The 25,921-nt window shown below is 66.8% G+C and carries 26 protein-coding genes and 1 tRNA gene; 11 read left to right on the top strand and 16 right to left on the bottom strand.

What is annotated here, in order from left to right; translation table 11 throughout:
• Positions 1-478 (bottom strand): response regulator transcription factor (locus BGO82_RS16755; RefSeq protein ID WP_291306753.1); only part of this gene is annotated, 478 nt, incomplete at its 3' end.
• A 382-nt stretch (positions 479-860) separates the two neighbouring features.
• Between BGO82_RS16755 and fliI the strand changes: the two genes are divergently transcribed.
• The gene (fliI, locus tag BGO82_RS16750; protein ID WP_291306752.1) at positions 861-2,183 is read left to right on the top strand and encodes a flagellar protein export ATPase FliI; all 1,323 of its coding nucleotides are present in this window, start codon (positions 861-863) and stop codon (positions 2,181-2,183) included.
• A 44-nt stretch (positions 2,184-2,227) separates the two neighbouring features.
• On the top strand, positions 2,228-2,638 hold the full coding sequence (gene fliJ / locus BGO82_RS16745; protein WP_291306751.1) for a flagellar export protein FliJ: 411 nt from the start codon (positions 2,228-2,230) through the stop codon (positions 2,636-2,638).
• 51 nt (positions 2,639-2,689) lie between these two features.
• Here fliJ and BGO82_RS16740 read toward each other — a convergent pair whose 3' ends face one another.
• Together BGO82_RS16740 and BGO82_RS16735 are read right to left on the bottom strand one after the other, a co-directional pair.
• A complete protein-coding gene (locus BGO82_RS16740) occupies positions 2,690-3,121 on the bottom strand; it encodes a GNAT family N-acetyltransferase (RefSeq protein ID WP_291306750.1) in 432 nt (143 codons plus the stop codon).
• 103 nt (positions 3,122-3,224) lie between these two features.
• The gene (locus BGO82_RS16735) at positions 3,225-3,662 is read right to left on the bottom strand and encodes a PRC-barrel domain-containing protein (RefSeq protein ID WP_291306749.1); all 438 of its coding nucleotides are present in this window, start codon (positions 3,660-3,662) and stop codon (positions 3,225-3,227) included.
• Between BGO82_RS16735 and BGO82_RS16730 the strand changes: the two genes are divergently transcribed.
• Positions 3,661-3,936 (top strand): hypothetical protein, encoded by a 276-nt coding sequence (locus BGO82_RS16730; protein ID WP_291306748.1) that lies wholly within the window; start codon positions 3,661-3,663, stop codon positions 3,934-3,936. The genes BGO82_RS16735 and BGO82_RS16730 overlap by 2 nt on opposite strands.
• A 133-nt stretch (positions 3,937-4,069) precedes the next feature.
• Positions 4,070-5,443, top strand: a complete 1,374-nt coding sequence (locus tag BGO82_RS16725) for an L-serine ammonia-lyase (protein ID WP_291306747.1) — start codon at positions 4,070-4,072, stop codon at positions 5,441-5,443.
• Position 5,444: 1 nt separating this feature from the next.
• On the opposite strand, the gene BGO82_RS16720 is transcribed toward BGO82_RS16725, so the two are convergent.
• The gene (locus tag BGO82_RS16720; RefSeq protein WP_291306746.1) at positions 5,445-5,840 is read right to left on the bottom strand and encodes a hypothetical protein; all 396 of its coding nucleotides are present in this window, start codon (positions 5,838-5,840) and stop codon (positions 5,445-5,447) included.
• An 85-nt stretch (positions 5,841-5,925) separates the two neighbouring features.
• On the bottom strand, positions 5,926-7,044 hold the full coding sequence (locus tag BGO82_RS16715; RefSeq protein ID WP_291306745.1) for a putative zinc-binding metallopeptidase: 1,119 nt from the start codon (positions 7,042-7,044) through the stop codon (positions 5,926-5,928).
• 114 nt (positions 7,045-7,158) lie between these two features.
• Between BGO82_RS16715 and BGO82_RS16710 the strand changes: the two genes are divergently transcribed.
• Positions 7,159-8,220 (top strand): hypothetical protein, encoded by a 1,062-nt coding sequence (locus BGO82_RS16710; RefSeq protein ID WP_291306744.1) that lies wholly within the window; start codon positions 7,159-7,161, stop codon positions 8,218-8,220.
• Here the strand turns inward: BGO82_RS16710 and flhA are convergent.
• The 9 genes from flhA to BGO82_RS16665 form a co-directional block, all read right to left on the bottom strand.
• Entirely contained in the window at positions 8,217-10,343 is a 2,127-nt protein-coding gene (gene flhA / locus BGO82_RS16705) for a flagellar biosynthesis protein FlhA (protein WP_291306743.1), read from the bottom strand. The two genes, BGO82_RS16710 and flhA, sit on opposite strands and share 4 nt — an antisense overlap.
• 66 nt (positions 10,344-10,409) lie before the next feature.
• Positions 10,410-11,777, bottom strand: a complete 1,368-nt coding sequence (locus BGO82_RS16700) for a sigma-54 dependent transcriptional regulator (protein ID WP_291306742.1) — start codon at positions 11,775-11,777, stop codon at positions 10,410-10,412.
• A 9-nt stretch (positions 11,778-11,786) separates the two neighbouring features.
• Positions 11,787-12,074 carry a flagellar motor switch protein FliN gene (gene fliN, locus BGO82_RS16695; RefSeq protein ID WP_291306766.1) on the bottom strand — a complete coding sequence of 96 codons (288 nt, stop codon included), beginning with the start codon at positions 12,072-12,074 and terminating at the stop codon, positions 11,787-11,789.
• Positions 12,075-12,106: 32 nt separating this feature from the next.
• On the bottom strand, positions 12,107-12,757 hold the full coding sequence (locus BGO82_RS16690) for a FliH/SctL family protein (protein ID WP_291306741.1): 651 nt from the start codon (positions 12,755-12,757) through the stop codon (positions 12,107-12,109).
• Positions 12,754-13,788, bottom strand: coding sequence for a flagellar motor switch protein FliG (gene fliG / locus BGO82_RS16685; RefSeq protein WP_291306765.1), 1,035 nt, complete (start codon positions 13,786-13,788; stop codon positions 12,754-12,756). The genes BGO82_RS16690 and fliG overlap by 4 nt, the downstream gene beginning before the upstream one ends.
• Positions 13,789-13,844: 56 nt before the next feature.
• Positions 13,845-15,560, bottom strand: a complete 1,716-nt coding sequence (gene fliF / locus BGO82_RS16680; RefSeq protein WP_291306740.1) for a flagellar basal-body MS-ring/collar protein FliF — start codon at positions 15,558-15,560, stop codon at positions 13,845-13,847.
• 160 nt (positions 15,561-15,720) lie between these two features.
• Positions 15,721-15,999, bottom strand: a complete 279-nt coding sequence (locus tag BGO82_RS16675; protein ID WP_192658665.1) for a DUF1153 domain-containing protein — start codon at positions 15,997-15,999, stop codon at positions 15,721-15,723.
• A 199-nt stretch (positions 16,000-16,198) separates the two neighbouring features.
• Positions 16,199-16,858: a flagellar hook assembly protein FlgD gene (locus BGO82_RS16670; RefSeq protein ID WP_291306739.1), complete on the bottom strand. Its 660-nt coding sequence runs from the start codon at positions 16,856-16,858 to the stop codon at positions 16,199-16,201.
• Positions 16,859-16,867: 9 nt separating this feature from the next.
• Positions 16,868-18,466 carry a flagellar hook-length control protein FliK gene (locus tag BGO82_RS16665; protein WP_291306738.1) on the bottom strand — a complete coding sequence of 533 codons (1,599 nt, stop codon included), beginning with the start codon at positions 18,464-18,466 and terminating at the stop codon, positions 16,868-16,870.
• 281 nt (positions 18,467-18,747) lie between these two features.
• Here BGO82_RS16665 and mnmA point away from each other — a divergent pair, with 281 nt between their 5' ends.
• On the top strand, positions 18,748-19,899 hold the full coding sequence (gene mnmA / locus BGO82_RS16660) for a tRNA 2-thiouridine(34) synthase MnmA (RefSeq protein ID WP_291306737.1): 1,152 nt from the start codon (positions 18,748-18,750) through the stop codon (positions 19,897-19,899).
• A 171-nt stretch (positions 19,900-20,070) separates the two neighbouring features.
• Entirely contained in the window at positions 20,071-20,988 is a 918-nt protein-coding gene (locus BGO82_RS16655) for a hypothetical protein (RefSeq protein ID WP_291306736.1), read from the top strand.
• Here BGO82_RS16655 and BGO82_RS16650 read toward each other — a convergent pair.
• Together BGO82_RS16650 and BGO82_RS16645 are read right to left on the bottom strand one after the other, a co-directional pair.
• Positions 20,975-21,160, bottom strand: coding sequence for a hypothetical protein (locus tag BGO82_RS16650; protein WP_291306735.1), 186 nt, complete (start codon positions 21,158-21,160; stop codon positions 20,975-20,977). The genes BGO82_RS16655 and BGO82_RS16650 overlap by 14 nt on opposite strands.
• Positions 21,161-21,172: 12 nt before the next feature.
• Entirely contained in the window at positions 21,173-21,358 is a 186-nt protein-coding gene (locus BGO82_RS16645; protein WP_291306734.1) for a hypothetical protein, read from the bottom strand.
• Between the two features lie 276 nt (positions 21,359-21,634).
• Between BGO82_RS16645 and BGO82_RS16640 the strand changes: the two genes are divergently transcribed.
• The 4 genes from BGO82_RS16640 (at position 21,635) to BGO82_RS16625 (ending at position 25,903) form a co-directional block, all read left to right on the top strand.
• Complete coding sequence (locus tag BGO82_RS16640) at positions 21,635-22,174, top strand: RNA polymerase sigma factor (protein WP_291306733.1); 540 nt, start codon at positions 21,635-21,637, stop codon at positions 22,172-22,174.
• 11 nt (positions 22,175-22,185) lie between these two features.
• Positions 22,186-24,243 carry a VWA domain-containing protein gene (locus tag BGO82_RS16635; RefSeq protein ID WP_291306732.1) on the top strand — a complete coding sequence of 686 codons (2,058 nt, stop codon included), beginning with the start codon at positions 22,186-22,188 and terminating at the stop codon, positions 24,241-24,243.
• 113 nt (positions 24,244-24,356) lie between these two features.
• Positions 24,357-25,763: a UdgX family uracil-DNA binding protein gene (locus BGO82_RS16630; protein WP_291306731.1), complete on the top strand. Its 1,407-nt coding sequence runs from the start codon at positions 24,357-24,359 to the stop codon at positions 25,761-25,763.
• 63 nt (positions 25,764-25,826) lie between these two features.
• Positions 25,827-25,903: transfer RNA gene (locus BGO82_RS16625), tRNA-Met, on the top strand.
• Positions 25,904-25,921 lie beyond the last annotated feature (18 nt).

The raw sequence follows: 25,921 nt of genomic DNA, 5'->3' as shown, positions 1-25,921 counted from the left end.
GCTCGAGCATCTGGTATTCCTTGCCGGTCAGGTGCACGCGCTGCGCCTGCACCTCCACCGTCTTGGTGTCGAGGTTGACGGTCAGATCGCCGGTCTGGATCACCGATTGCGCATGGCCCTTGGAGCGGCGCACGATGGCGTGGATGCGCGCCACCAGCTCGTCCTTGTGGAACGGCTTGGTCATGTAGTCGTCGGCGCCGAAGCCGAGGCCGCGCACCTTGTCCTCGATGCCGGCGAGGCCGGACAGGATCAGGATGGGAGTCTGCACCTTGGCGACACGGAGCGTGCGCAGCACCTCGTAGCCGCTCATGTCGGGCAGGTTCAGGTCAAGCAGGATGATGTCGTAGTCATACAACTTGCCGAGATCGACGCCCTCTTCACCGAGGTCCGTCGTGTACACATTGAAACTTTCCGATTTGAGCATCAATTCGATGCTCTGCGCCGTCGCGCTGTCGTCCTCAATCAGGAGCACACGCATGCCGTTCCCCTTAAAGTCGTTCCTGCCTGGAACCGGGGAGCAGCCTTTTGACTGCCACCCCTAACCGAACCCTACTGGATATGACTCAAACCTAACCGGCATTAGTTAACAAAGTTTAATTCTGATCCGCAATATGCAAAGCAATTGCTATGGCATCTTAACTAAGGCATTGATTTCAAATGTTAAAACGCGGCAAGGAAACTTAATATTTTAGGTTAAGAAAGGCTTTTAATCGACTCTGTCGACTCATGCTTGTGGGGTTTTGGGCTGTGGAAAAGCCGCGGGCGTCAAGAGGCGCGCAAGGCGGGGCTCAAAGCCCATGGTTAACGCTTTTTGCTTAACGTTCGGTTACGTTCCCACCGATGCGATTCGAGGACAGCCGATGCGGGCCCTGACCGCCGATATCGAGGCGATCGACGAGGTCGAGGTGTTCGGCCGGGTCAAGACGGTGCAGGGGCTGCTGATCGAGGTCGTGGGCCCGGTGCGCGAGCTGCGCGTCGGCGGCCGCGTCAGGATCGACACCACCGGCGGCGGCACGCTGCAGGCGGAAATCATCGGCTTTCGCGACGGCCACGCGCTCTGCCTGCCCTATGGGCCGCTGACCGGCGTGCGGCTCGGCTGCAAGGCGGTGTTCCAGAGCCATGACGGCGCCGTCTATCCCGGCGAGGCCTGGCTCGGCCGCGTGGTCAACGCCAATGGCGAGCCGATCGACGGCAAGGGGCCGATCGCGCGCGGCATCGCCGGCTATCCGCTGAAGCAGCAGCCGCTGCCGGCGCATGAGCGGGCCCGGGTCGGCGCGCCGATGGATCTGGGGGTGCGGGTGATGAACACCTTCACCACCATGTGCGAGGGCCAGCGCATGGGCATCTTCGCCGGCTCCGGCGTCGGCAAGTCGGTGCTGATGTCGATGCTGGTGCGCAACGCCACCGCCGACGTCGCCGTGGTCGGGCTGATCGGCGAGCGCGGCCGCGAGGTGCAGGAATTCATCACCGAATATCTGGGCGAGGCCGGACTCAGGCGCGCCGTCGTGGTGGTCGCCACCTCCGACGAAGCGGCGCTGATGCGGCGGCAGGCGGCGTATCTGACGCTTACCCTCGCCGAATATTTCCGCGACCAGGGGCAGCGCGTGCTGTGCATGATGGACAGCCTCACGCGCTTTGCCATGGCGCAGCGCGAGATCGGCCTCGCCATCGGCGAGCCGCCGACCGCCAAGGGCTATCCGCCGACGGTGTTCACCGAATTGCCGCGGCTGCTCGAGCGGGCCGGGCCGGGGCTGGTGAATTCGGGCAGCATTACGGGTCTATTTACCGTTTTAGTCGAAGGTGATGACCACAATGAACCCATTGCAGATGCCGTGCGCGGCATCCTCGACGGGCACATTGTGATGGAGCGGGCCATTGCCGAACGGGGACGTTATCCCGCCGTCAATGTGCTGAGATCCATCTCGCGCACGATGCCTGGATGCGTCCCTACCGCGGTGCGGCCGGTCCTCCAGAAGGCGCGGGAGTTCATGTCGGTGTTCGCCGACATGGAGGAACTGATCCGGCTGGGGGCTTACCGGAAGGGATCGGATCCGCAGGTCGATCGCGCCATCGCTCTCAACCCCGCCTTCGAGGCCTTTCTGGGCCAGCAGCGGGAAGAGCGAACCAGTATCGCCGATGGCTACACCATGCTGGAGGCGATCCTGGACAAGGCGGGGAAATGACCCAGTACGTGGTCAATGACTTGAATGTGTAAGGAGTACAAGTCATGAAGTCGCGCAGCGAGAGCCTGATCCGGCTCAAGAAATTCCAGGTCGACGAGAAGCGTCGCCAGGTTGCGCAGATCGAGATGATGGTTGCCGATTTCGAGCGCATGGCCGCCGAGCTCGACCAGCAGATCGAAATCGAACAGCAGAAGACCGGCATCTCCGATGTCGCGCATTTCGCCTATTCCACCTTCGCCAAGGCGGCGATGGCGCGGCGCGACAATCTGCTGGCGTCGGCCGCCGACATGCGCGACCAGCTCGAGGGGGCGCAGGACGCGCTCGCCGAGGCGGTCGAGGACCTCAAGAAGGTCGAGCTGCTCGACCAGCGCGAGCATGGCCGGGAGATGGCGGAAGAGGCCAAGGCCGAGCAGGCCGATTACGACGAGATCGGCCGGCTGCGGCATCGCCGCTGACATCGCTGCCCTGGCGATCCGATACGGGGCGCCGCCGGCGCCCTTTGCCGCTCAGTACGTCTTCATCGTGCGGTGCCGGATGCCGCTGATCTCGATCTCGTCGCCATAGGCCACGAAGCCGAGCTTTTCGTAGAGGCCGACCTTGTCGAGCTGGGCGGTGAGGGCGAAGCGCGTCTCGCCCGCGCCGCGCGCCAGATGCAGGGCGTGCAGCATCATCGCCCTGGCGATCCCCTGGCCCCGACGTTCGCGCCGCACCGCGACCCGGCCGAACTTGGTGTGCTCTGGCAATTTCTGCAGGCGCAACGTGCCGACGACGTCGCCATCGGCAATCGCCACCACGTGCACCGCGGTCGCGTCATGGGCGTCCCGCTCGATCGCCTCCGGTACGTTCTGCTCGAGCACGAACACCTCATGGCGCAGCGCCAAGGCGAGCCGGCCCAGATCGGAGGCAATCGGTACGGCGACAATCAGCGGCAGGGGCATGGCAGGGTCCGGCGGAAACGGCCTGCGACCTCAGCATTGCCGGACGCAAAAAGAAAGGGTCCATGCGATTGCATGGACCCAGGGGTCAGGGAGGGCGCGGCGGTTACATTGCCGCCGAGCTGCTGGCCGGAGCGGTCGACTCCGGAGCGGGTGTCATCGTGTCCGAGGCCGGGGCGTTGGACGCGCCGGGCTGGTCGTCGACGGTCTTGAAGTCCGGCGCGTTGGTCAAATCGTCCTTGCTGGCGTTGAGCACGAAGCGTTCGGTGTTGTCGGCGGCGACGACCCATTGCAGCGCCGAATAGTCCACCGCGACCTGCTTTTCGCCGATGCCGAGGAAGCCGCCGACGCCCAGCACGACCGCGGCGATGGTGCCGTCTTCGTTCACGACGATGTCGCTGATCTTGCCGAGGTTGTTGGCGTCTGCCGCGGTGCCGTCATAGACCGGCGAGCCGATGATCTTGCTGGCTAGGCGGTCGGTGTCGACTCGCGTGTAGCCAGACAGGATGTCGACCGGCTGGCGCGGCGCCGGGGTGGCCATCATGGACGACTCCATCGAGCTTGCCGTCGACATCTGCGACGACATCGCCGAGCTTTCCATCGCCGATGACGGCATCGCCGACGTGTCGGCCGGAGTGGACGAGGTGTCGGCCGGGGTCGAGGCGGAGGTGTCGGCCGGTGCGGACGAGCTTTCCATGGCCGATGAGGAGGCCATCGAGGCATCCGCGGACGAAGAGGATTGCGCAAACGCGCCGCCGATCAGCAGGGCGGTCAAAGCCGTGCCGGTCATCAAAAGCCGGATCATTGGTTTCTCCTAATTTTTGGCTGCCGCAGGGCAGGGTCCAAATTGACAACTTTCTGCGGCGGGAGCTGTTCCAAGGAATTTTTGTGGAACCCGATCGACTTCTTCTGCTGCGTCGGCGATGAGAATTTCATGCTAGGGTGACGCTCGTGTTCCTTTCGGTCTTCGACATCTTCAAGGTTGGCATTGGACCCTCGTCGTCGCACACGATGGGGCCGATGCTCGCTGCGGCGCGGTTTCTCGAACTGGTGTCGTCGCGGCCGTTGCCGCCCGAGCCGCTGGCTCTGGGCTGCCGGCTCTATGGCTCGCTGGCCTATACGGGGGAGGGGCACGGCACCATCCGCGCCGTGCTCTGCGGGTTGTGCGGCATGGTGCCGGCGAGCTACGACCGCGCAATGGCCGATGCGGCCCTGGCCGAGCTGGCGGTATCGGAAACCGTAAGGTTGCCGAATGGCCGGCAGGTGCATCTCAGCCCGCATGCAGTGACGGTGGAGAAGGGCCACAGGCTGCCGGCCCATCCCAATGGAATGACATTCGTTCTGAGCGCGGACGAGGGTCGGGAGGTCGCAGCCGAAAGCTACTATTCGATCGGCGGCGGCTTCGTGCTCACGGCCGAGGAAATGGCTGCCGGGCCGCTCAAGCCCAGCGATGCGGGTGTGCCGTATCCGTTCGACACGGCGGCCCAGATGCTGCAGATGGGTGAGGCCGCAGGCCTCAGCATCGCGGCGATGAAGCGCGCCAACGAGATCGCCGACGGCAGCGGCGATCTCGATGGACGGCTGATGGCGATCTGGGACGTGATGTACCGCTGCATCGATCGCGGCCTCAACTCCGATGGCGTGCTGCCGGGCGGGCTCAACGTGCGGCGCCGGGCCAAGGGTCTCAACGACAAGCTGCATTTGCGCGCCGGCAGCAACGACGCGCCGCTGCATTCGGCGGTCGACTGGCTGCAGGCCTATGCCATGGCGGTCAACGAGGAGAACGCCGCCGGCGGGCAGGTGGTGACGGCGCCGACCAATGGTGCGGCGGGCGTCATCCCGGCGGTGATCCGCTACTATCTCGACCTGGTGCCGGGCGCGTCGCGAGAGCGGGTGCCCGACATGCTGCTGACCGCAGCGGCGATCGGCGGGCTGATCAAGTACAATGCCTCGATCTCGGGGGCGGAGGTCGGCTGCCAGGGCGAGGTCGGCTCCGCGTCGGCGATGGCCGCCGCCGCGCTTTGCGCCGTGCTCGGGGGCAGCAACATGCAGATCGAAAATGCCGCGGAAATCGCGCTCGAGCATCATCTGGGCATGACCTGCGATCCGGTGCGCGGCCTGGTGCAGGTGCCGTGTATCGAACGCAATGGCATGGGCGCGGTGAAGGCGGTCGCCGCCGCATCCCTGGCCGCGCTGGGCGACGGCAAGCACATCGTGCCGCTCGATGCCGCGATCGAGACGATGCGGCAGACCGGCCGCGACATGGACGAACGCTACAAGGAAACCAGCCTCGGCGGTCTGAGCGTCAGCCTGCCGGAGTGCTGATCTAGAAGCCCAGCATGTCCTTGAGGAACATCAAATCGACACCGATGGCGCCGATCGCCGTTGCCGCATACCAGGGCGCCAGCAGTACCCAGGCGATTATCCGGCCGGCGCTCCAGGCGCGTCGTTCCCGGGGCTCGTCATAGCCGTCGAGGCGAGACGTGCGCAGGTTCTGGTTGCTGGCCGGTCTGGGCCGGAGCCGAGGGCGCTCAGGAGCGTCCGGTTCCACCGTAGGTATGGCGACGATCGGGCGTATGGGCGGCCGCGGCGCTTCGCCGGCGGGCCCGGGGCCACGTGCGGCTTCTGAGGCAAGGCGAGCTGCATCCTCCCGGTAAAAACCCCCGGTGGTCTTGGGTTTGACGTCCGACACTTCCGCCCCGACGCAGTCCGCCACTGGCATTCAATGAATCATCGGCACGGCCATTAGTAAACCCGGGGGCTTGTGTGCAATTGCTGCTAATCCACTACTTCGCGCATCCGGCGCCTCACGGGGCTGGCCGATTGATCGGGATCGGACCGTCGGGACCGGGGACGGTCCATGGCGCAGAGCCCGCTGCGAGCACGGTTTTCTGGATGAAGCCGAGCTTGGCGACGACGTGCGGCGTGAGCACGAACGGATAGGCATCGTGCTGCCCCACAGCCCTGTTGAGGTTGTTGATAAGTGAGCTCAGCGGCACCCAGTGTGCGAACAATTCGCCCATCGAGGCGAGCCGGTAGGGGTCGAAATCGATGCGTGTCCGCAGTTCCCCGACCACGTCGACATGGGGGGCGAGACGCACGCCAAAGGCCGCCGCCATCTCAGTTGTGTCGATTATGTGCAGGTGGTGCGCCCACGTCTCCGCCCAGTCCTCCCAGGGATGCGCGGTGGCGTAGGCTGAAATGAAATTCTGCTGCCAATTGGCGGGGGCGCCGGTTTCGTAGTGGCGCTGCAGGGCGGCCGCATAGTCCGCCCGCTCATCGCCGAACAGGGTGCGAAACTCGTCCAGCGCCGGCGTGTTGGCGATCAGCAGGTCCCAATAATAGTGCCCGATCTCGTGACGGAAATGGCCGAGCAGCGTCCGGTAGGGCTCGTTCATCTGCAGGCGACGGCGCTCGCGCTCGGCATCGTCGGCTTCCCCCAGCGCCAGGGTGATGATGCCGCTATCGTGTCCGGTCAGCACCGGGTGTGGCGCGGCCTCCTCCGCCAGGAATTCGAAACGGAGGCCGTGCACGGGGTCCTCACTGCGCGTGGCAAGGGGCAGGTTGAGCCGAAGCAGTGAATAGATCAGCCGCTTCTTGGCGCGTTCGATGATGCGCCAGTTCTCGAGGTTCCGGGCGCTGTCCATCGGCGGGACGATGCCGTTGTGGCGGCAGGCGCGGCAATAGGGATCGGCGCCAGGCTGGTCTTCGACCAGCCAGTTGCAGGCGCCGAAGCCGGCATTGGCGCAATAGACGAAACGTCTGCCGGGCAGGGCCGGCGCGTGGAAATGGCCGCCGCCCTCGTCTTCCAGCGACACCAGCATGTTGGCGTCCGGCCAATAGCCCAGCGTATGGCCGCACTTCTCGCAGACGATGTTCTCGAAATAGAGGACATTGTCGCAATGGTCGCAGCGGAAAAGCTTCATCGATGTCCCCGGTTCACCCGCTGAAAACGCCTGGACCGCATGTCTTCGTTCCGCCGATTGGCGCTTCTTTAGGAAAATCGGTGTCAGGATACTGCATTCACAGGGAGTCCGGCGATGCCGCTGACGCGCTTTCACGACCTGCGGCCTGGCCTCGCCCGGGCGGTGCTGGCGGTATTTGCCGCCGTCACCCTGCTGCTGGTGCTGCAGGCGCTGTCGATCGTGGAACCGCAGCAGGCCGCTGCCGATCGCAAGGGCGACCTCTATATGTACAGCCAGGTGGTCGAGCGCCTGAAGGCCGGGGAACCCTATTATCAGGCGCTGCACACCGAACTGGTCGACGGCGGGTACGGCCTGCAGTCGGTGTTCAACTGGCGGCCGCCCTTCTTCCTGTCGGCGCTGGCGCTGTCGCCGTCGTGGCTGCTGTCGCAGGGCGTGCTGCTGGCGCTGGCGCTGGCCGGGCTGGTGCTGGGGCGACGCCTCGTCTCGGACGTGCAGAGCCTTTGGCTCAAGGTCCTGCTCAGCGCTATGTTCGTGTTCAGCCTGCTGTCGGCCGCAGCGCCGCAGGCCGAGTTGATGTGCGAGCTCTACGCCGGCGCCCTGATCCTGATTTCGGTGTCCGCCTACGGCCAGAAACTGCCTTGGCTCGGCTTCGCCGCCGCGGTGCTGGCGCTGCTGGTGCGGGAGCTGACGGTCGTCTACGCGCTGGTTTGCGTCGGGCTCGCGGTCCGCGACCGGCGCTGGCGTGAGGTCGCGGCATGGGCGGGAGCGCTGGCACTGTTCCTGCTCTATTATGGCTGGCATGCCCAGATGGCGATGTCGACGGTGGGCCCGAGCGATACCGCCTATCGCGATGGCTGGCTGCAGTTCCAGGGCATGGCGTTCGACATCGTCACGGCGCATTTCAACGGCCTGCTGATGCTGCTGCCGTTCTGGGTCAGCGCGCTGCTGCTGGCGCTGGCGGTGCTGGGGCTCCTGGCCTGGCCGGCGGCCGCGGCGGAGCGTGTGCTGCTCGCGGTGCTCGCCTATCTCGCGGTCTTCGCCATCGGCGGCAAGCCGTTCAACAGCTATTGGGGCGCGCTCTATACGCCGCTGCTCTGCTTCGGCATCGCCTGGGCGCTGCCGGCGCTGCGCGACCTGCTGCAGGCGGCCTCGCGCCGTCCGGCGCTGCAGGGCTAGACCGCTCCAACGGTCCTGAGGCGCACTCGCGGGTGCACTTCGTTCTGGCTCATCACCACGGTCTGCGGCCGGAAGCGCTCGATGATGACGCGGACGTGCGGGCGCACCGAGGGCGAGGTGATCAGTACCGGCAATTCGCCCATCTGCGCGGCGTTCTCAAAACCCTGCTGGATGTTGAGGATGAACTGCTGCAGCCGTGACGGCGCCATTGCCAGATGGCGGTCGGCGCCATCGCCCACCATCGCCTCGGCGAATTCGCGCTCCCATTGCGGCGACAGCGTCAGCAACGGCAAATTGCCGTCGGGCCCGAGATTGGCGGCGCAAATCTGGCGGGCGAGGCGCGAGCGCACGTGCTCGGCGATCATCTGCGTGGTGCGGTTGCCGCCGGCGATCTCGGCGATGCCTTCGAGGATGGTCGGCAGGTCGCGGATCGAGATGCGCTCGCTCAGCAGATGCTGCAGCACGCGCTGGATGCCCGACACCGAAATCTGCGACGGGATGATGTCCTCGAGCAGCTTCTGCTGCTCCTTGCTCATGCCGTTGAGCAGGGTCTGCACATTGGCGTAGCTCAGGAGGTCGGCGACGTTGGCCTTCAGCACCTCGGTCAGATGCGTCGAGATCACCGTCGAGGGATCGATGATCGAATAGCCCTTGAGCTCGGCCTCGTCGCGCAGCGCCGGCTCGATCCAGGTGGCGGGCAGGCCGAAGGTGGGTTCGGTGGTGTGATAGCCGGGCAGGGTGATCTCCTTGCCCATCGGGTCCATCACCATCAGCTGGTTGGCGTAGATGCGGCCCTTGCCGGCTTCGACCTCCTTGATCTTGACCATGTAGTCGTTGGGCTCGAGCTGCATGTTGTCGAGGATGCGCACCGGCGGCATGACGAAGCCGAGCTCGGTGGCGAGCTGGCGGCGTAGCGCCTTGATCTGCTCGGTCAGCCGGTCCGAGCCGGTCTCGTCTTCCTTCACCAGGCTCAGCAGGCCATAGCCGAGCTCGAGCTTCAGTTCGTCGATCTTGAGGCTGTCGGCGATCGGCACCTCGTCGGCCGGCTTGGCGCCGGCCTTGGCGGTCATCGTCTCGGCCGCGGCCAGCGCCGCCGCTGCGGCTTTCTTGCCGGTCGAGCGGAAGGCGAGGTAACCGATGCCGCCGGCGAGCGCCAGGAAGGGCAGGATCGGCATGCCGGGCAGGAACGCCATGACGCCGATCACCGCCGACGACATGCCGAGCGCCTTGGGATAGCTGGTGAACTGCGCCACCAGCGCCTTATCGGCCGAGCCGAGCACGCCGGCCTTGGAGACCAGCAGGCCCGCCGCCGTCGAGACGATCAGCGACGGGATCTGGCTGACGAGGCCGTCGCCCACGGTCAGCAGCGTGTAGTTGTTGCCGGCTTCCTGGAAGCTCAGCCCCTGCTGCAGCACGCCGATCACCATGCCGGCGATGATGTTGATGAAGGTGATCAGGAGGCCGGCGATGGCGTCGCCGCGCACGAATTTGCTGGCGCCGTCCATGTTGCCGAAGAAGGCGCTCTCGGCCTCGAGCGTCTTGCGGCGTTCGCGGGCGGTGGCCTCGTCGATCAGGCCAGCGCTCAGATCGGCGTCGATCGCCATCTGCTTGCCGGGCATGGCGTCGAGGTTGAAGCGCGCCGCGACCTCGGCGATGCGGCCCGAGCCCTTGGTGATGACGATGAAGTTGACGATGATCAGGATCGCGAACACCACGACGCCGATTACGAAATTGCCGCGCATCACGAAGCTGCCGAAGGCTTCGATGACGTGGCCGGCGGCGTCCGGGCCGTTGTGGCCGTTGGCGAGGATCAGTCGGGTGGTGGCGAGGTTGAGCGCCAACCGCATCATGGCGGCGATCAGCAGCACGGTCGGAAACGACGAGAATTCGAGCGGCGTCTGGATGAAGAGCGCCGTCATCATGATCAGGACCGAAAATACGATCGAGATCGCCAGCAGGATGTCGAGCAGGAACGGCGGCAGCGGCAGGATCAGGACGACGATGATCGCCATGACGCCGATGGCGAGTCCGATATCGGTCGAGCGCAGCAGCCGGTTGAGGTCGCCGAGCGAGGGCAGGCGGAAGCCGGCCCGCGGGGCAGGGGCGTTGGTCAGGTCAGCCACGGCCCACCTCGGACATCAGTGGAGGGGCTGGGTGGGGGCAGAGTGCATCCAGCTTCAGGACAGTCACTAGGCGCTCTTCCGCACTTCGCCGGGGCCCGGCACGTGCGTGCCTTCGTCGGCGTACTGGTTGAGCTTGTTGCGCAGCGTGCGGATCGAAATGCCGAGGATGTTGGCGGCGTGCGTGCGGTTGCCGAGCACGTGGTCGAGCGTTTCGAGGATCAAATCGCGCTCGACGTCGGCCACGGTGCGGCCCACCATGGAGCGCGAGATCGACTCCGCCACCTGCGCGGCCTGCGTCGCCAGCGACGCGGTGCGGACGACATCGGAGAGGCCGGCGCCGTCGGGCATGACGATCGCTTCGGGTCCGATCTCGCTGCCCTGCGACAGCAGCACAGCGCGATGCAGCGTGTTTTCGAGCTCGCGGACATTGCCGGGCCAGGGTGCGGCGAGCAGCGCCTGCCGGGCCGCGGGCGACAGCGCACGGCCGGGAAGGCCGTTGGCCTTGGCGTATTTGTCGACGAAATGGTCCGACAGCGCGGCGATGTCGCCCGGGCGGTCGCGCAGCGGCGGCAATTTCAGGTTCACGACGTTGAGGCGGAACAGCAGGTCTTCGCGGAAGCTGCCATTGCGCACCGCCTCGCCGAGGTTGCGGTTGGAGGTGGCGATGATGCGGATGTCGACCGGCACCGGCCGGGTGCCGCCGACGCGGTCGATCAGCCGCTCCTGGATGGCGCGCAGGAGCTTGGCCTGCAGCCGCACATCCATTTCGGAGATTTCGTCGAGCAGGAGCGTTCCGCCCGAAGCCTCCTCGAACTTGCCGATGCGGCGGCCGATGGCGCCGGTGAAGGCGCCCTTCTCGTGGCCGAAAAGCTCGCTCTCCAGCAGGTTCTCAGGAATGGCGGCGCAATTGACCGAGATGAAGGCGCGGCTGGCGCGCTTCGACTTGGAGTGCAGGTACTTCGCCATCACCTCCTTGCCGGTGCCGCTCTCGCCGGTGATCAGCACCGAGGCGTCGGACGGGGCGATCTGCTCGGCCAGATGCACGACGCGCGCCATGGCCGGGTCGCGGAACAGGAAGTCGGTGCTTTCGCGCGCCACGGCGGCGATCACCGCCGCGATCAGCTCGGCGTCCGGCGGCAGCGGGATATATTCCTTGGCGCCGGCGCGGATGGCGTTCACGGCGGCGGCGGCATTGGTTTCGGTGCCGCAGGCGACCACCGGAATGTGGATGCGCTCGGCCTCGAGCCCGGCGATCAGGCCGGGAATATCGACCATCACATCGACCAGCAGCAGGTCGGCGCCCTTGCCGCTCCTGAGGCTCGCGAGGGCGATGTCGATGGTGGCCGCATGGGCGACCTTGGCGCCCCCTTGCATGGCAAGTTTGGTGGCTTCCGAGAGCTGGCCTTCGAGAGCGCCGATGATCAATAGTCGCATGCTGCGCTCCTAGGCTGCCTTGACGATTTCGGTCATGGTGACGCCGAGCCGGTTCTCGACGAGCACGATCTCGCCGCGGGCGACGAGCCGATCGTTGATGTAGATTTCCACCGCCTCGCCGACCTGGCGGTCGAGCTCGACCACGGTGCCGATGTCCATCTTCAACAGGTTCGCGACCGGAATCTTGGCGCGGCCGAGGACCACCGACACGCGGACGGGAACGTCGAATACGGCCTCGAGATCGCCGGCGGCGCGTTCGACGATCTGCGAGGGACCGCCACGGTCGGGCGGAGCCATCTCCTCGAGGCCGAGGTCGCCGGATTCGTTGCTCATTGCTCGGGTCCTTCGACAAGTGCGTGGGAATGGCCGCCATGCGCGGCAACATAGGAGGCGACACGGCGGTCGATCTCGGCTTCGAGCGCCGCCCGGTCGCGGGCGATGCCGCCATCCACCCATTCGAGCCGCGCGTCGCCGGTCGCCTGGTCGGGATCGCCGAGCACCACGAGCCGTCCGGTGAAGCCGGAGGTGGCGATGCGGGCGGCGGCGATCTCGCGAACGGCCTCGGCCAACTCCGGGGCACAGCGGATGACGAGGTGCGGAACGGCGTCGAGCGAGGCCAGGCACTCGGCGATCAGCGCTTCGATCTCGGCGGTGGGCTGCGCCGCCACGAGGCTCGAAGCCAGTTTCTTGCCGATGACGGCGGCGAGGTCCGCGGCTTCGGCCAGCGTCTGCCGGCGATGGTCGTCGAGCGCGGCGTTCAGCGCGGCGGCGTGGTCGGCGAGATGCTCGGCGGCCGCGGCGAGGCGTTCGGCAGCCTTCACCACGGCGTTGCGCTCGCCCTCGGCGAGGCCGTCGCGATAGCCCTCGGCGCGGGCGTTGGTGACGATGCTGGCGAGAGCGCTCTCGGTGAGCACCGAATTGCGCTCCTGCCGATGGCCGAGATCGAGGTCGAAGCGGAATTTTGCGGGGGCCGCCGTCATCCGATCATCTCCTCATCGGCCTTGCCTTTGTTGAGGACGATTTCGCCGCGCGCCGCCATGTCCTTGGCGAAGGACACCAGCCGGCTCTGAGCCTCGTCGACGTCCTTGAGGCGCACCGGCCCCATGGCTTCCATGTCGTCGCGCAGCAGCTTGCCGGAACGGGTCGACATGTTGGCGAAGAAGAATTCCTTCACCGCGTCGTTGGCGCCCTTGAGGGCCAGCGCCAGCTCCTTCTTGTCGACCTTGGAGAGCAGCGCCTGGATGGCCGAAGGATCGAGCCGCGACAAATCCTCGAAGGTGAACATCAGCGCCTTGATGCGCTCGGCGCCGTCGCGGTCGCTTTCCTCGAGATTGGTGATGAAGCGCGCTTCGGTCTGGCGGTCGAAGGCGTTGAAGATTTCCGCCATCTGCTCGTGGCTGTCGCGGCGCTTGGAGTGCGACAGCGTCGACATGAATTCGGTACGCAGCGTCGATTCGATCTTTTCGAGGATTTCCTTCTGCACCGGATCGAGGCTCAGCATGCGCTTGACCACATCCATGGCGAGCTCTTCGGGCAGCACCGCCAGCACTTTGCTCGCGTGCTCGGTGGAGATCTTGGACAGGACGACCGCTATGGTCTGCGGGTATTCGTTCTTGAGGTAGGAGGCGAGCACGTCCTCCTGCACGTTGGAGAGCTTCTCCCACATGTTGCGGCCGGCAGGGCCGCGGATTTCCTCCATGATCGCATCGACGCGATCGGGCGGCAGGAACGACAGCAGCAGGCGCTGCGTGGTGTCGGAATTGCCTGCGACGGTGCCGTTGGCCGAGATGTGGGTGACGAACTCCGCGAACAGCGAGTCCAGCATCTCCTGGGTGATCGGGCCCATGCGCACCATGGTGCGCGACAGCACCTTGATCTCCATCTCGTCGAGCTCTTCGAGGATGGGCTTGCCGAAATCGGGGCCGAGCGAGAGCAGCAGCACCGCGGCCTTCTCGTCGCCGGAGAGCTCGCGATGCTGGGCGTCGCCGCCGATCACGAGCTGGCGACGCATCCCCTGGTCGATGCTGGGAGCGGCGGTGGCGACGCTGGTTCCGGCCATGGGCTAGCTCACACTGCGCTCGACAGCCAATCGCGAACGATCAGCGCGGCCTGCTTGGGGTTGTCCTGGACCAGGCTGCCGACGGTCTTGAGCGTCTGGGCCTGTGCTGCGCCCTGGGTCTTGGCGTCCTTCATCCAGCCCGGGATCATCGGCGGCGATGCCGCGTCGTCGCGAACGAGCTCGCTCGCAGGAACCATGGTTGCCGGTGCGCCGGGTACGGCCGGGGCAGGTGCGCCGACCTCGGCGCTGATCGGCAGGGCGAGCGGCTGCGTCTCGGGAGACAGCACGCGCTTGAGCAGCGGGCGCATCACGAAGAACACCAGGGCGAGGGCGATGATCAGCGTCACCAGCATCTCGGCGCCGTTGATCAGGTCGTCGCGGGTGAAGTCGAAGAGGCCGGGCCCGGAGGTGCCCTGCACGGTTGGCGTCGGGCCCTGCGCGAACTGCAGGTTGGCGACGGTGATCTGGTCGCCGCGCTTGTCGTCGAAGCCGATTGCCGACTGCACCAGCGACTTGATCTGGTCGAGCACCGCCTGGTCGCGGGGAGTGTATTTCGAGTTGCCCTGCGGGTCGGTGGTGTAGGTGCCGTCGACCAGTACCGCGACCGAGAGGCGCTTGATGGCGCCGGGGTCGGTCATTTCGGTCTGGCTGACGTTGGAGATTTCGTAGTTGGTGGTCTCCTTGTCGGTCGAGCCCTGCTCGCTGGTGCCGGCGGCGGCGCTCGATGCGTTGCTGTTGGCGCCCGGCAGCTGCGTCGAGGCGCTCACCTGGCCGCTGTTGTTGCTGGCGTCGGTGGAGTTGTTGGCGACACTCTCGGTCTGCGTCGAGCGGACCACCTGGCCGTTGGGATCGAAGGTCTGCGCGGTCTTGGTGACGCGCGTCATGTCGAGGTCGGCGCTGACCTCGACGCGGGCGCGTCCGTCGCCAACGATGTTGGCGAGCAGCCCCTCGATGCTGGTGCGCAGCCGGTTCTCGAGGCCGGTCTTGCGTTCGTCGGCCTCGCCGGCGAGCACCGTCGAATCGTCGCCGTCGCCGACGCCGGCCGCAAGCAGGTTGCCGGTATCGTCGGCGATGGTCACGCGATTGGGCGTCAGCCCCTCGACCGCCGAGGCGACGAGGTGCTGGATGGCGCGGATTTCCTCGTTCGAGAGCTGGCCGCGGACGGACACCACGATCGAGGCGGTGGGGTCCTTCTTGTCGCGCGAGAACAGGGCGCGCTCCGGCAGCACCAGATGCACGCGGGTCGATTTGATGCGCGCCAACGACGAGATGGTGCGCGCGAGCTCACCTTCGAGGGCGCGCACATTGTTGATGTTCTGTACGAAGCTGGTGGCGCCCAGGGTGTTCTGCTGGTCGAAGATTTCGTAGCCAACCTGCCCCTTCTTGGGCAGTCCGTTCTCCGCCAATTGCATGCGGATGCTGGTGATCTGGTCGCGGGGAACCAGGATCGTATCCCCATCCCCCCGGATCTCGTTGGGGATGTTCTGCTTCTGCAGTTCGCCGACGATGGCCGAGGAATCCTCGAAGGAGAGGCCCGTGTACAGCGGCGCCATCTGCGGCGTCGAGGCGCGCATGATGAGAAAGGCGAAGAAGCCGAGCATCAGCACGGCCACCACGGCCATGGCTGCGATCCGCTGCAGACCCAGGCGGTTGAAGAGCTGTAGTACGTCCACTAGACCGACCCGCCGAATGCCCCCGGGTCCGGAACGCTTGGCCGAACCCATAGGCAAAAATTACCTAGCGGATGGTAAAGAAGGTCTTAACGCACCGTTGCGCCTTGCAACGAACAGGCAGGTCTTGCCGATCAGGGTGAAGAAAGGGTGACGCAGAAACGAACGCGCCAGGCAGCGAGGCCGGGCGCGCAGAACTGGCAAGGCGAGAGGCTCAGCCTTCGCGGTAGTGCTGGATCCAGGTGGTGCGCAGGCCGGCGAGGCCGTGCTTGTCGATGGCCGCCTGCCAGTTGAGGAACTCGTCGACGCTCAGCGTATAGCGGGCGCAGGCTTCCTCGAGCGACAGCAGTCCGCCGCGGACGGCGGCAACCACTTCGGCCTTGCGGCGAATCACCCAGCGGCGCGTGTTCTTGGGCGGGAGGTCGGCAATGGTCAACGGACTTCCGTCCGGACCAATGACGTACTTCACGCGGGGACGCATTTGGACGGTCATTTTACTCACTGACTCAACCTGACCTGAAGTCGAGCCTAGCGGATCGCGCTTAAAATTTGCCTAAGCTAGTGTCTACAAGACGTTAAGGATGCACCCCGTCTGCGAATGGAAATGCTTAGGAATCAGCGGTTTGCACGACCAGCCGCATTCGGCGCAGGGCTGGCGATCATGGCGGTTCCGCGGCAGGGTTAACCGAGCGTTACGAGGCGGTACGGACCGAGGTGACGCCGGACAGATTGAGGCGCGCCTTGCCCACCAGAAGCACCGGCTCGCTGCCGGTGAAGTCGACGCCGGTGACGGTGCCGGTGGTCTCGGTCGAGACGTTGATGGTCTTGCCCTCGGCCGTTACCGCCTGCATCGAGATCGTGTAGGTGCCATCGGGCTTGACGTTGCCCTGGTTGTCCTTGCCGTCCCAGGTGAAGGTGCCGGCGCCGGCCTTCATGCTTCCCTGCTCGCTGTAGACGGTGTTGCCGTTCTCGTCCTTGACGTTGACGGTGACGGTGGAGGCATCGCTCACGGAGAACTGCCACTGCGCCTGGCCATTGACCAGCTCGGAGCGCACGCCGGAGGCAGTCACGGTCTTGCCGATGTAGTTCACGGCGTTGGAATTGGTGGTGTTGGCGTTGGCCTGGACCAGCGACGACAGGAAGTCGTTGGTCTTGAGTTGCTGCTCGACGCCGGAGAATTCCACCAATTGCTGGGTGAACTGATTGGTGTCGAGCGGATCGAGCGGGTTCTGGTTCTTGAGCTGCGTGGTCAAAAGCTGCAGGAACGTGTCGAAATTGTTGGCGATCGTCGTCCGGTCGACGACGCTCGAGGACGAAGATGAAGACGAGGAACCAACGCCGCTGACGGTCATGATGCGATCCTACACGAACAGGTTGACGCCGCCGGCAGAGGCGACGCCGCGATAAAGCGTGACTGAGGGAATGGCGGAAGATGCGATGGCGTCGTCGACCGAGTCCGGGGCAAGCGCGAAGCGCGACCCCGATGAATTGCCGTCGTCTGGCCGCCGGTCGCCGCCCATCATGCCGGCGAAGGGGTTTTGCCGCAGCGAGAATTCGAGGTTGGTCTTGGCGCCGTCGAGGCCGGCCTGGCTTAGGGCCTTTTCGAGCGAGCCACGGTCGCGCTGGAACATGTCGAGAGTCTCGGACCGCTCGACGGTCAGGCGGGCATTGATGTTGCCGGAGGCATCGACGTGCATCTTCACGTCGACGCGGCCGAGCTCGGGCGGATCGATGCGAATGGAGAAGCGCGACTGGCCCTGATGCATCTGGCGCATCATCTCGAAGGCAACTTGCGCCATGTTGATAGGCGTGGCGGCGGCCTGGTAGGCGGCCGGCAGGATGCGCGGGGATGCCTGCGCGGCGGGAGCGCCGACTGCATTGGCATTGGGCTGCGTCGTCCCCGTCGGGTCGGACTTGGCGTCGGCCTGCGTGGTGGTCGCGGCGATGACCTTCGCCTCCGCTTTCACGGCGTCGTCGTGCGAGTTGTCGGCCGGCTTGGTGGCTTCGGCGGTTTTGGCTGGCCGAGAGGTGGCCGCTGCGGGCGCCGAGACGGTGGGCTGGGGCGGCGGGTCGAGCGTTGCCGATTGCGTGCCGGTCGCCACGGTCGGGGGCGCCTGCAATTGTGTGCTGGCGGCGATCTGCGGGGTTGGCGACGTGGCGGCCGTGGTTGGCTTGGCGTCCAGCAGCGATCGGACGATCGTGTCGAGGGTGGTCGCGCCGGTGTCGTCGGGCGTCGTCAATTGCGCAAGCACGGTGGGGTCGGCTTCCGCGCCGTTGAGCTTTTGGGTCAGTGCCGCGAGTTTTTGCGCGATGTCGGGGGCCGAGGCGGCAATTGCCGTGCCAAGCTCGGAAATCTGGCTCGCGAGCTGCGCAATCGCCGGCAGCGGCGGGGCCGTGGCCGCGCTGGCGGACGAGGCGGTATCGGTGTCGGCGGTGGTCGTCGGAGCGATAGGCAGCTGGATGCCGAGGCTGGCGAGAAGTTGCGCGATCTGGTCGGACGGGGCCGTAGCCGGCTTAGCATCGGCCTGCGGGCCGTCGGTGCTGGGGGCGTTGGATTTTCCGCCCTTGAGGGCCGCGAGTGGGTCGAAGGTCGCCGCGGGAGAGGTGGCTGTCGCGGTCGGTGACGGCGTGCCGATCAGCGCCGCCAGCGCATCTGCGGTGTCGCCGAGCTTTTGCAGCACTTGCGGGTCCGGCCGGCCGCCATTCGCCACCTGCTGCTGGAGCGTCTTGAGTTCGGCGGCGAGCTGGGCGAGCAGCACGTTGGGCCCGGGTGCGCCGGTGGCCTTGCGGGCCTGGACGTCGAGGAGATTGGACGTGGATGGCGCGCCGATGGTGTTACCGCTGGTCGCGCTGGTGGTCGTTGCCTGGGCGGCCGAGCCGGTGAGCAATTGATCGACCAGCGCCGCCAGGAAGCCGAGGGGGTTGGCGTCCTGCGCTGAGCCCGACGCCGACGTGGCCACGCCACCACCCGGCGCGGTGGAGCCGCTGGTGGTGCTGGGGCCGGTGTAGGCGATGGTCAGGTGCGTCGACAGTTCGACCTCGGTGGACGGAATGCGCCACCGGCAGCGATGCAAGCCTGATGCCAGTTGCTGAAAGTCAGCAATTTCAAGGTTTTGAGCGCCGCGGCGAGGCTGCCGGGCCCGGCAAGTCCGGCCGGTCGCGGCAAAACTTGCCGATGGCGGCGGGGGCTTCTATAGAGCAGCCGTTCACTGGGGCCTTGACCCCCAACTGGATGGCATCGATGGATCTGAATTCGCTTGATTTTCCCAAGCGCCCCAGGGACACGCGCGTGGTCGTGGCCATGTCGGGGGGCGTCGACAGCTCGGTGGTGGCGGGGCTGCTGGCCCGGCAGGGCTACGACGTGGTGGGCGTTACCCTGCAGCTCTACGACCATGGCGAGGCGACGCACCGCAAGGGCGCGTGCTGCGCCGGACAGGATATCCACGATGCGCGGCGAGTGGCCGCGGCACTCGGGATTCCGCATTATGTGCTTGATTATGAAGAGCGATTCCGAAGCTCGGTGATCGAGCCCTTTGCCAATGCCTACCGGCAGGGCGAAACGCCGGTGCCCTGCATTGCATGCAATCAGTCGGTCAAGTTCGTGGACCTGATGGAGGTGGCCAGGGACCTCGGAGCCGACGTGCTGGCCACCGGACATTATGTCAGGTCATCGCTGGTTGCGGGCAGGCGACGGCTCTACCGTCCCGTGGATGTGTCGCGCGACCAGACCTACTTCCTGTTCGCCACGACGCAGGAGCAGCTCGACTTCCTGCGCTTCCCGCTCGGCGGCATGACCAAGCCGGCGGTGCGCGAGCTGGCGCGCGAGCTCGGGCTCGAAGTTGCCGACAAGCATGACAGCCAGGACATCTGTTTCGTGCCGCAGGGCAAGTATGCCGACGTGATCCGGCGGATGCACCCCGAGGCGCTGGCAGGGGGCGAGATCGTGCATCTCGACGGGCGCGTGCTCGGCCGGCACGACGGCATCGTCAACTACACCGTGGGGCAGCGCAAGGGGCTCGGCATCGCCGCCGACGCGCCGCTGTACGTGGTCAAGCTCGAGCATCGGACCGGCCGCGTCGTCGTCGGACCGCGCGAGGCGCTGATGACGCGGACGCTGCGGCTGCGCGACGTCAACTGGCTCGGCGATGCGCCGCTCGGCACGGCCGCCGGCGGCAACGGCCTGCCGGTCGAGGTCAAGGTGCGCTCGACGCGGCCGCCGCAGCAGGGCGCGGTGCAGATGCGCGACGGCGAGGTGTATGTAACGCTGTTCGCCGGCGAGTACGGCATTTCGCCGGGGCAGGCCTGCGTGTTCTACGCCGACGAGAGCGAGACGAGCGAGGTGCTGGGCGGCGGGTTCATCGCGGAGGCGGTGCCGCAGGCGCTGGTGGCGTAGACGCGGGAATGACCGGCGGCCGCCGCAGAAGGGACCGGCTGCGCGGGTCCGGCCCGGGCCGGATATTGCTTAAGGCTTCGTCACCAGCCGGTCTCGCAATAGAGCGTAGCGATTTCGAAATTCTCCGGTGTTTTGCTGTTGAACTCGTCTCGGGTTCACCGCGGAGTGCCGATGTTTGCCATCGACGAGCGCTTTCCCGACCTGACGGGCGGGCTGACGGCCGTGCGCGACGACGTGCGCGGCGTGGCGCTGCGGCTCAAGGAGCGCGGGCCGGGCGGGGAGGGCGACCAGTATCGCTTCGTCCGGCACGGCCGCGAGTATGTGCTGTTCGTCAGCGGCGGCATTTCGCGCGACCGCCGGAGCGTGGTGTTCACCATCGAGCACGGCAATCTCTCGGACGACCGGCCGGGGCTGCTCGCCTCGCTGTCGCGGCGCTTCGTGGTCGGCGATCTGGGCGAATGCTTCCGGGCCTATGCGCGGCTGGTCTATCGCTATGACGGCGACGACATCGAGATCAATTTCCGCGAACCGGAGACGCTGCCGACCTACAAGGAAATGGTGCTGGCGCTGGCGGGCATGCGGACACGCAATCCCAAGCTGCTCGACGAGCTGTACGAAACGCTGGAGGCCGACCAGCCGCTCAGCGGCGACCAGTTCGGAGCGCTGCTGCGCTGCATCAAGGCGCTGAAGCTGCGCAAGACCAACGCGCATGCCTTCGCCTCCGACATGCTGCCGCATGTGGTGATGGCGCTGAAGGGACCGTTCGCGCGGCGCGCGCCGAATTTCGTGCGGCAGGCGATGGATCGCATCGCGGTGACCAGCGTGCTGGTGATCGCGATGATCGCATGGGCGGTGCCGAACGGCATCAGGGTGATTGTGGACATTGTCGGGGGACAACTGCAACGGGAGGCATTATTGGACCAAGTCCTCGACCTCATGGCCGGCGCCCTGGCGCTGTCGATCGGTGGAGCGGCGATCTATTCGACGATCGTCATCCTCCGGCTCGGGCGGCGCGAGCAGATCCTCAACTACATCCGCACCGGCAAGGTCGCGACGCGCCGACGCCGGTCGCCGTTCAAGGCACGGTGATCGGGCTCGATTTCGGCGGCACCGTGGGCTTGAAATGCTCGACGGTGAACGAGCCGGTGACGACGCCCATGATGCCGGCAAGCAGCACGAAGACCAGGATCAGCAGCACGGCGAACCGCGCGGGCGCCGCTTCGTCGTGGTTTGGGTTGCGCGATTGTTCGCCGGGTCGCATCGGAGCCCGCGCCTAAGGGGTGCTCGAGGAGGACGAGGAGGCCGTGGCGTCCTGGTTGGCTTCGCGCAGGGCCTGGTAGTTGCCGACACCGCCGGCGATCCCCCCGATGATCATGACGAGGGCGAGGACCCCCAGCACCAGGATGAGGATGCGCGGTGGCGTCAGTTTGAAAGGGCTGAGGGGGGCTGGGTCGCTCATGGGGGGAGCTAGCCCGAGCGCGCGGGGGAAGGCAAGACTTCAGGTTGTCGCGCGGGAGCCGTCGCCAGTTCGCCTGCATCGTGGTTGTGGCCCCCACCCCCGGCCCCTCCCCGCAAGCGGGGGAGGGGGGCGATGGGCCGGCGCCATTCCGGCGAGAAATAATCGCAAATCGACCCAAGGATGGTTCCGGGCGGGGCGTCTCACTGGCAAAGATGCCAATTCAAGGGTCTGACGAGGGTGAACGGGTCTTTGGTGCTGACGCCGCAATCTGCCGAAATGCCAGCGCGGTCCGCGGTGGCCGCCCGCACGCTGTCGCTGGTCGGCCTCGCCAAGGCGGGTGACCGCGCGGCGTTCGGCCAGCTGGTCGAGGAGCACTACGACTTCATCTTCCGCACCGCCTGCAAATGGACGGGCCGGAAATCGGATGCCGAGGACATCGCGCAGGAAGTCTGCATCAAGCTGGCCACGGCGATCCAGAGCTTCGACGGGCGCTCGGCGTTCACCAGCTGGCTCTACCGCGTGACGCTCAACATGGTGCGCGACATGCAGCGCTCGAGCAGCCGGCGCGACCGCAACATCGACGCATTTACGCTGGTGCATCCGGAAGACGATCCGGGCGAGCAGGAGGAGGCGACGACAGCCCGGGAAATCTGGACCGCGGTGAGCGAGCTACCCGAAAAGCAGCGCGAAGCGATCATGCTGGTCTATGCGGAGGACATGAGCCACGCCGAGGCCGCCGGGATCATGGGATGCAAGGAGGCCACGGTCTCCTGGCACATACACGAAGCGAAAAAGACCCTGAGGGGACTTTTGTGATGGACGACAAGATGACCGACGATGCCCTTTCGACCCTGAAGCTGCTGCGGACCGGCGCGCCTTCGCCCGAAGCGCGGAAGCTGGCGCTCAATGCCGCGATGGTGGCGTTCGACAAGGCGCAACCCAAGGCGGCGGCGCGCAAGGGCGGCTGGCTGAACCGCTGGACGATGGGCGCCGGGCTCGGCGTGCCGCTGACCACGGCGGTGGCGGCACTGGTGCTGCTGCCGCTGGGCACGCAGCTCTATACCGCGACGTCGCACCGGATGGAGGGGCAGCCGCCGGTGGCGGCGCCGGCGACGACCGCGGCGGCAGCGCCGCAGGCCAAGGCCAGCGCGTCGGTGGCGCCGACGGCGCCGGCCAATGCCGCGGCGGGGGATGCGGAAGGGCGGGTTGCGGGCAGCGCCACGACGATGACGCAGGAGGCGGCGCCGGCGATGGACCAGCTCGCGGCCGGCGCTCCGCCGGTCGCGGCGGCGCCGATGACACGCGCCTTCGCGGTGCCCAAGGCCATTGCGAACGCGACGATGAGCGGCATGGCGCAGCCGGTGCCGTACCAGCAGAGCGGCGACACATTCCAGAAATTCACCGAGAACGGCGTCAAGGTGACGGCGGCCGACCCGGTGTCGACCTTCTCGATCGATGTCGATACGGCGTCCTACGCCTATGTGCGCAGCGTGCTGAAGGACGGCTATCTGCCCGCCCCCGACGCGGTGCGGCTCGAAGAGCTGATCAACTATTTCCCGTACGACTATCCGGCGCCGGCGTCGCAGGAGGTGCCGTTCAAGGCGACGATGGCGGTGATCCCGACGCCCTGGAACCCCAGGACGCAATTGCTGGAGATCGGCATCAAGGGCTATGTGCCGCCGCCGGCGGCGCGGCAGCCGGAGAATCTGACGTTCCTGATCGATACGTCGGGATCGATGGACGAGCCCAACAAGCTGCCGCTGCTGAAGCGCGCCTTTGGCCTCTTGGTCGATACGCTCGGGCCGGACGACACGGTGTCGATCGTGACCTATGCCGGCTCGGCGGGGATTGCGCTCAAGCCCACCAGGGCGTCGGACCGGGGGGCGATCCTCGGCGCCATCGATGCGCTGTCGCCGGAGGGGGCGACCAATGGCGCCGACGGCATCGCGCTGGCCTATGAGGTGAATGCCGGCGCCAGGGCGGACGGGACGGTGAACCGGGTGATCCTCGCGACCGACGGCGACTTCAATGTCGGCATCGATCAGCCGGACCAGCTCAAGGCCTATATCAAGACGCAGCGCGACCGCGGGATTTCGCTCAGCGTGCTCGGCTTCGGCCGCGGCAATCTCGACGATGCGCTGATGCAGGCGCTGGCGCAGAACGGCAACGGCAATGCCAGCTACATCGACAATTTCCAGGAAGCGCAGAAGGTGCTGGTGGAAGAAGGCGGCGCCAACCTGGTGACCATCGCCAAGGACGTGAAGATCCAGGTGGAGTTCAACCCGGCGCAGATCAGCGAATACCGGCTGATCGGCTACGAGACGCGGGCGCTCGCCAACGAGGATTTCAACAACGACAAGGTGGATGCCGGCGACATCGGCGCGGGCCACACCGTAACGGCGCTCTACGAGATCACGCCGGTGGGCAGCGGCGCCGAGCTCAACGATCCGTTGCGCTATGGCGCATCGTCGGCGGCACCGGCGGCGAGCAGCGACGAGCTCGGTTTCCTCAAGATCCGCTACAAGGCGCCCGAGGGCGACGCCAGCAAGCTGATCACGGCGCCGATCACCAAGGATCTGGTGGTGGGCGAGCTTGCGGCGGCCGGCAACGACCAGCGCTTTGCGGCGGCAGTGGCGGCCTTCGGGCAGAAGCTCAAGGGCTCGGCCTATGGCGAGACGCTGAGCTGGCAGCAGATCGCCGACCTCGCCAATGGCGCCAAGGGCAGCGATGCCGACGGCTACCGCGCCGAGTTCGTGCAACTGGTCAAGGTGGCGGCGCTGCTCGCCCCCGACCACGCCGGCGGCGGCAAGTCGGTCTACGACGACCCGACCGGCGGCAAGACCGGCACGTCGCGGACCACCGGCGCCAGGCCCGTCACGAACTGACGCATCGATCGCGCTCCGCCTCCCGGCGCGATCCGGACTGGAGCCTGCCCGCGCGGCAGGCTCCTTGTTTTGCGGTTTGACAGCGATCGCGTGAGAACATAAAGTGAACGCGCATGCGACGGGTGCGGCTCACATCGCTCAACGATTTCGCCGAATGGCGGCTGGCGGCGCGCGGGCTGCTGCTGGGCGGGACGCGGCCGGAGCAGGTGGCGTGGGACGATCCGGCGGCGGCCGTCGACCTGTTCGCGATGCCCGAGGACCGGCCCGAGGACATCAGCCGCCGCGCCGTGGGCGTGGTGCCGCCGGGCTTCATCGCGCTCGCCGAAGCGGCGATCTGCCATCGCGATCCGGTGCGCTTCGGCCTGCTCTACCGGCTGCTGTTTCGCCTGCAGAAGGACCGCGGCCTGCTCGAGGCGCGCTCGGACCCCGATGTCAGCAGGCTCCATCGGCTGGCGGCCGAAGTGCGGCGCGACAGCCAGGCGATGCTGGCGGCGATCCGCGACGGGGACGCCGGGCCGCGGTTCGCGGCGTGGGTGGGGCCGCAGCATTACGTGCTCGAGCGGTCGGTGCCCGCGCTGCTCGAGCGCTTCGGCGAGGCGCCGTGGGCCGTGCTGGCGCCGTATCGCTCGGTCGCCTGGACGGGCGCGCGGCTGCTCTACGGCCGGGGCGCGCGGCGCGGCGGGGCGCCCCGCAACGCTGCCGGGGCCGCCGCGTGGTCGGGCTATTTTGCCGCGATCTTCGGCCGGGCGTGGACCATGGCGGCGGCAGGCAACCCTTGGGCGCCTCAACTCATTGCCTCCCTTGTCGACACCAGCATGGAGGCGGCGATGCAAAAGCCCGGCAAAGTGGTGACGCTGCCCGAGGCGGCCCCGGCGGAGGCGATCACCTCGCTGGCCGCGGCCCGCGCGGCGGTGCAGGGCTGTCGGCGGTGTCCGCTCTACGAGCATGCGACGCAGGCGGTGTTCGGCGAAGGCCCGCCGACGGCGGAGGTGATGTTCGTCGGCGAACAGCCGGGCGATCAGGAGGATCTCGCCGGCAAGCCGTTCGTCGGGCCGGCCGGGCAGTTGTTCGACCGCGTACTCGATACGGTGGGGCTCGAGCGCCGGCGCACCTATGTCACCAATGCAGTCAAGCACTTCAAGTTCGAGCCGCGCGGCAAGCGCCGCATCCACCAGCGGCCCAATGCCGGCGAGATTTCCGCCTGCCGCTTCTGGCTGGAGCTGGAGCGCGAGCTGGTGCGGCCCAAGCTGGTGGTGGCGATGGGCGCGACGGCGGTGCAGAGCCTGACGGGCAAGGCCGCCTCGATCAGCTCGCTGCGCGGCAAGAAGCTGGAGCTGCCGGACGGGGCCGCGCTGCTGGTCACGGTGCATCCGTCCTATCTGCTGCGCATTCCGGAGGCGGCGCGCAAGGCCGAGGAGCTGAAGAAATTCGAGGCCGACCTGCGAGCGGTGTGGGCCTATTTCGACCGCCGCGGCGACGAGGTGCGGCAAGGCGGGGCCGCCGGCCACAGGGCTGCTTGACAGGGCAGGGGCCCAAACCTAAGAAGGCCGCGCCCTGGAGCCCAGACACCGGCTTCGGCGCGCGGCGGAGTAGCTCAGGTGGTTAGAGCAGCGGAATCATAATCCGTGTGTCGGGGGTTCAAATCCCTCCTCCGCTACCAGGGCGCACAGGCGCCTTG

It is taken from the genome of Devosia sp. 67-54 (assembly GCF_001899075.1).
In the GTDB taxonomy this organism is placed as follows: domain Bacteria; phylum Pseudomonadota; class Alphaproteobacteria; order Rhizobiales; family Devosiaceae; genus Devosia_A.
Note: the sequence above shows the minus strand (reverse complement) of the source record. Positions and strands in the feature narration are given on the sequence as shown.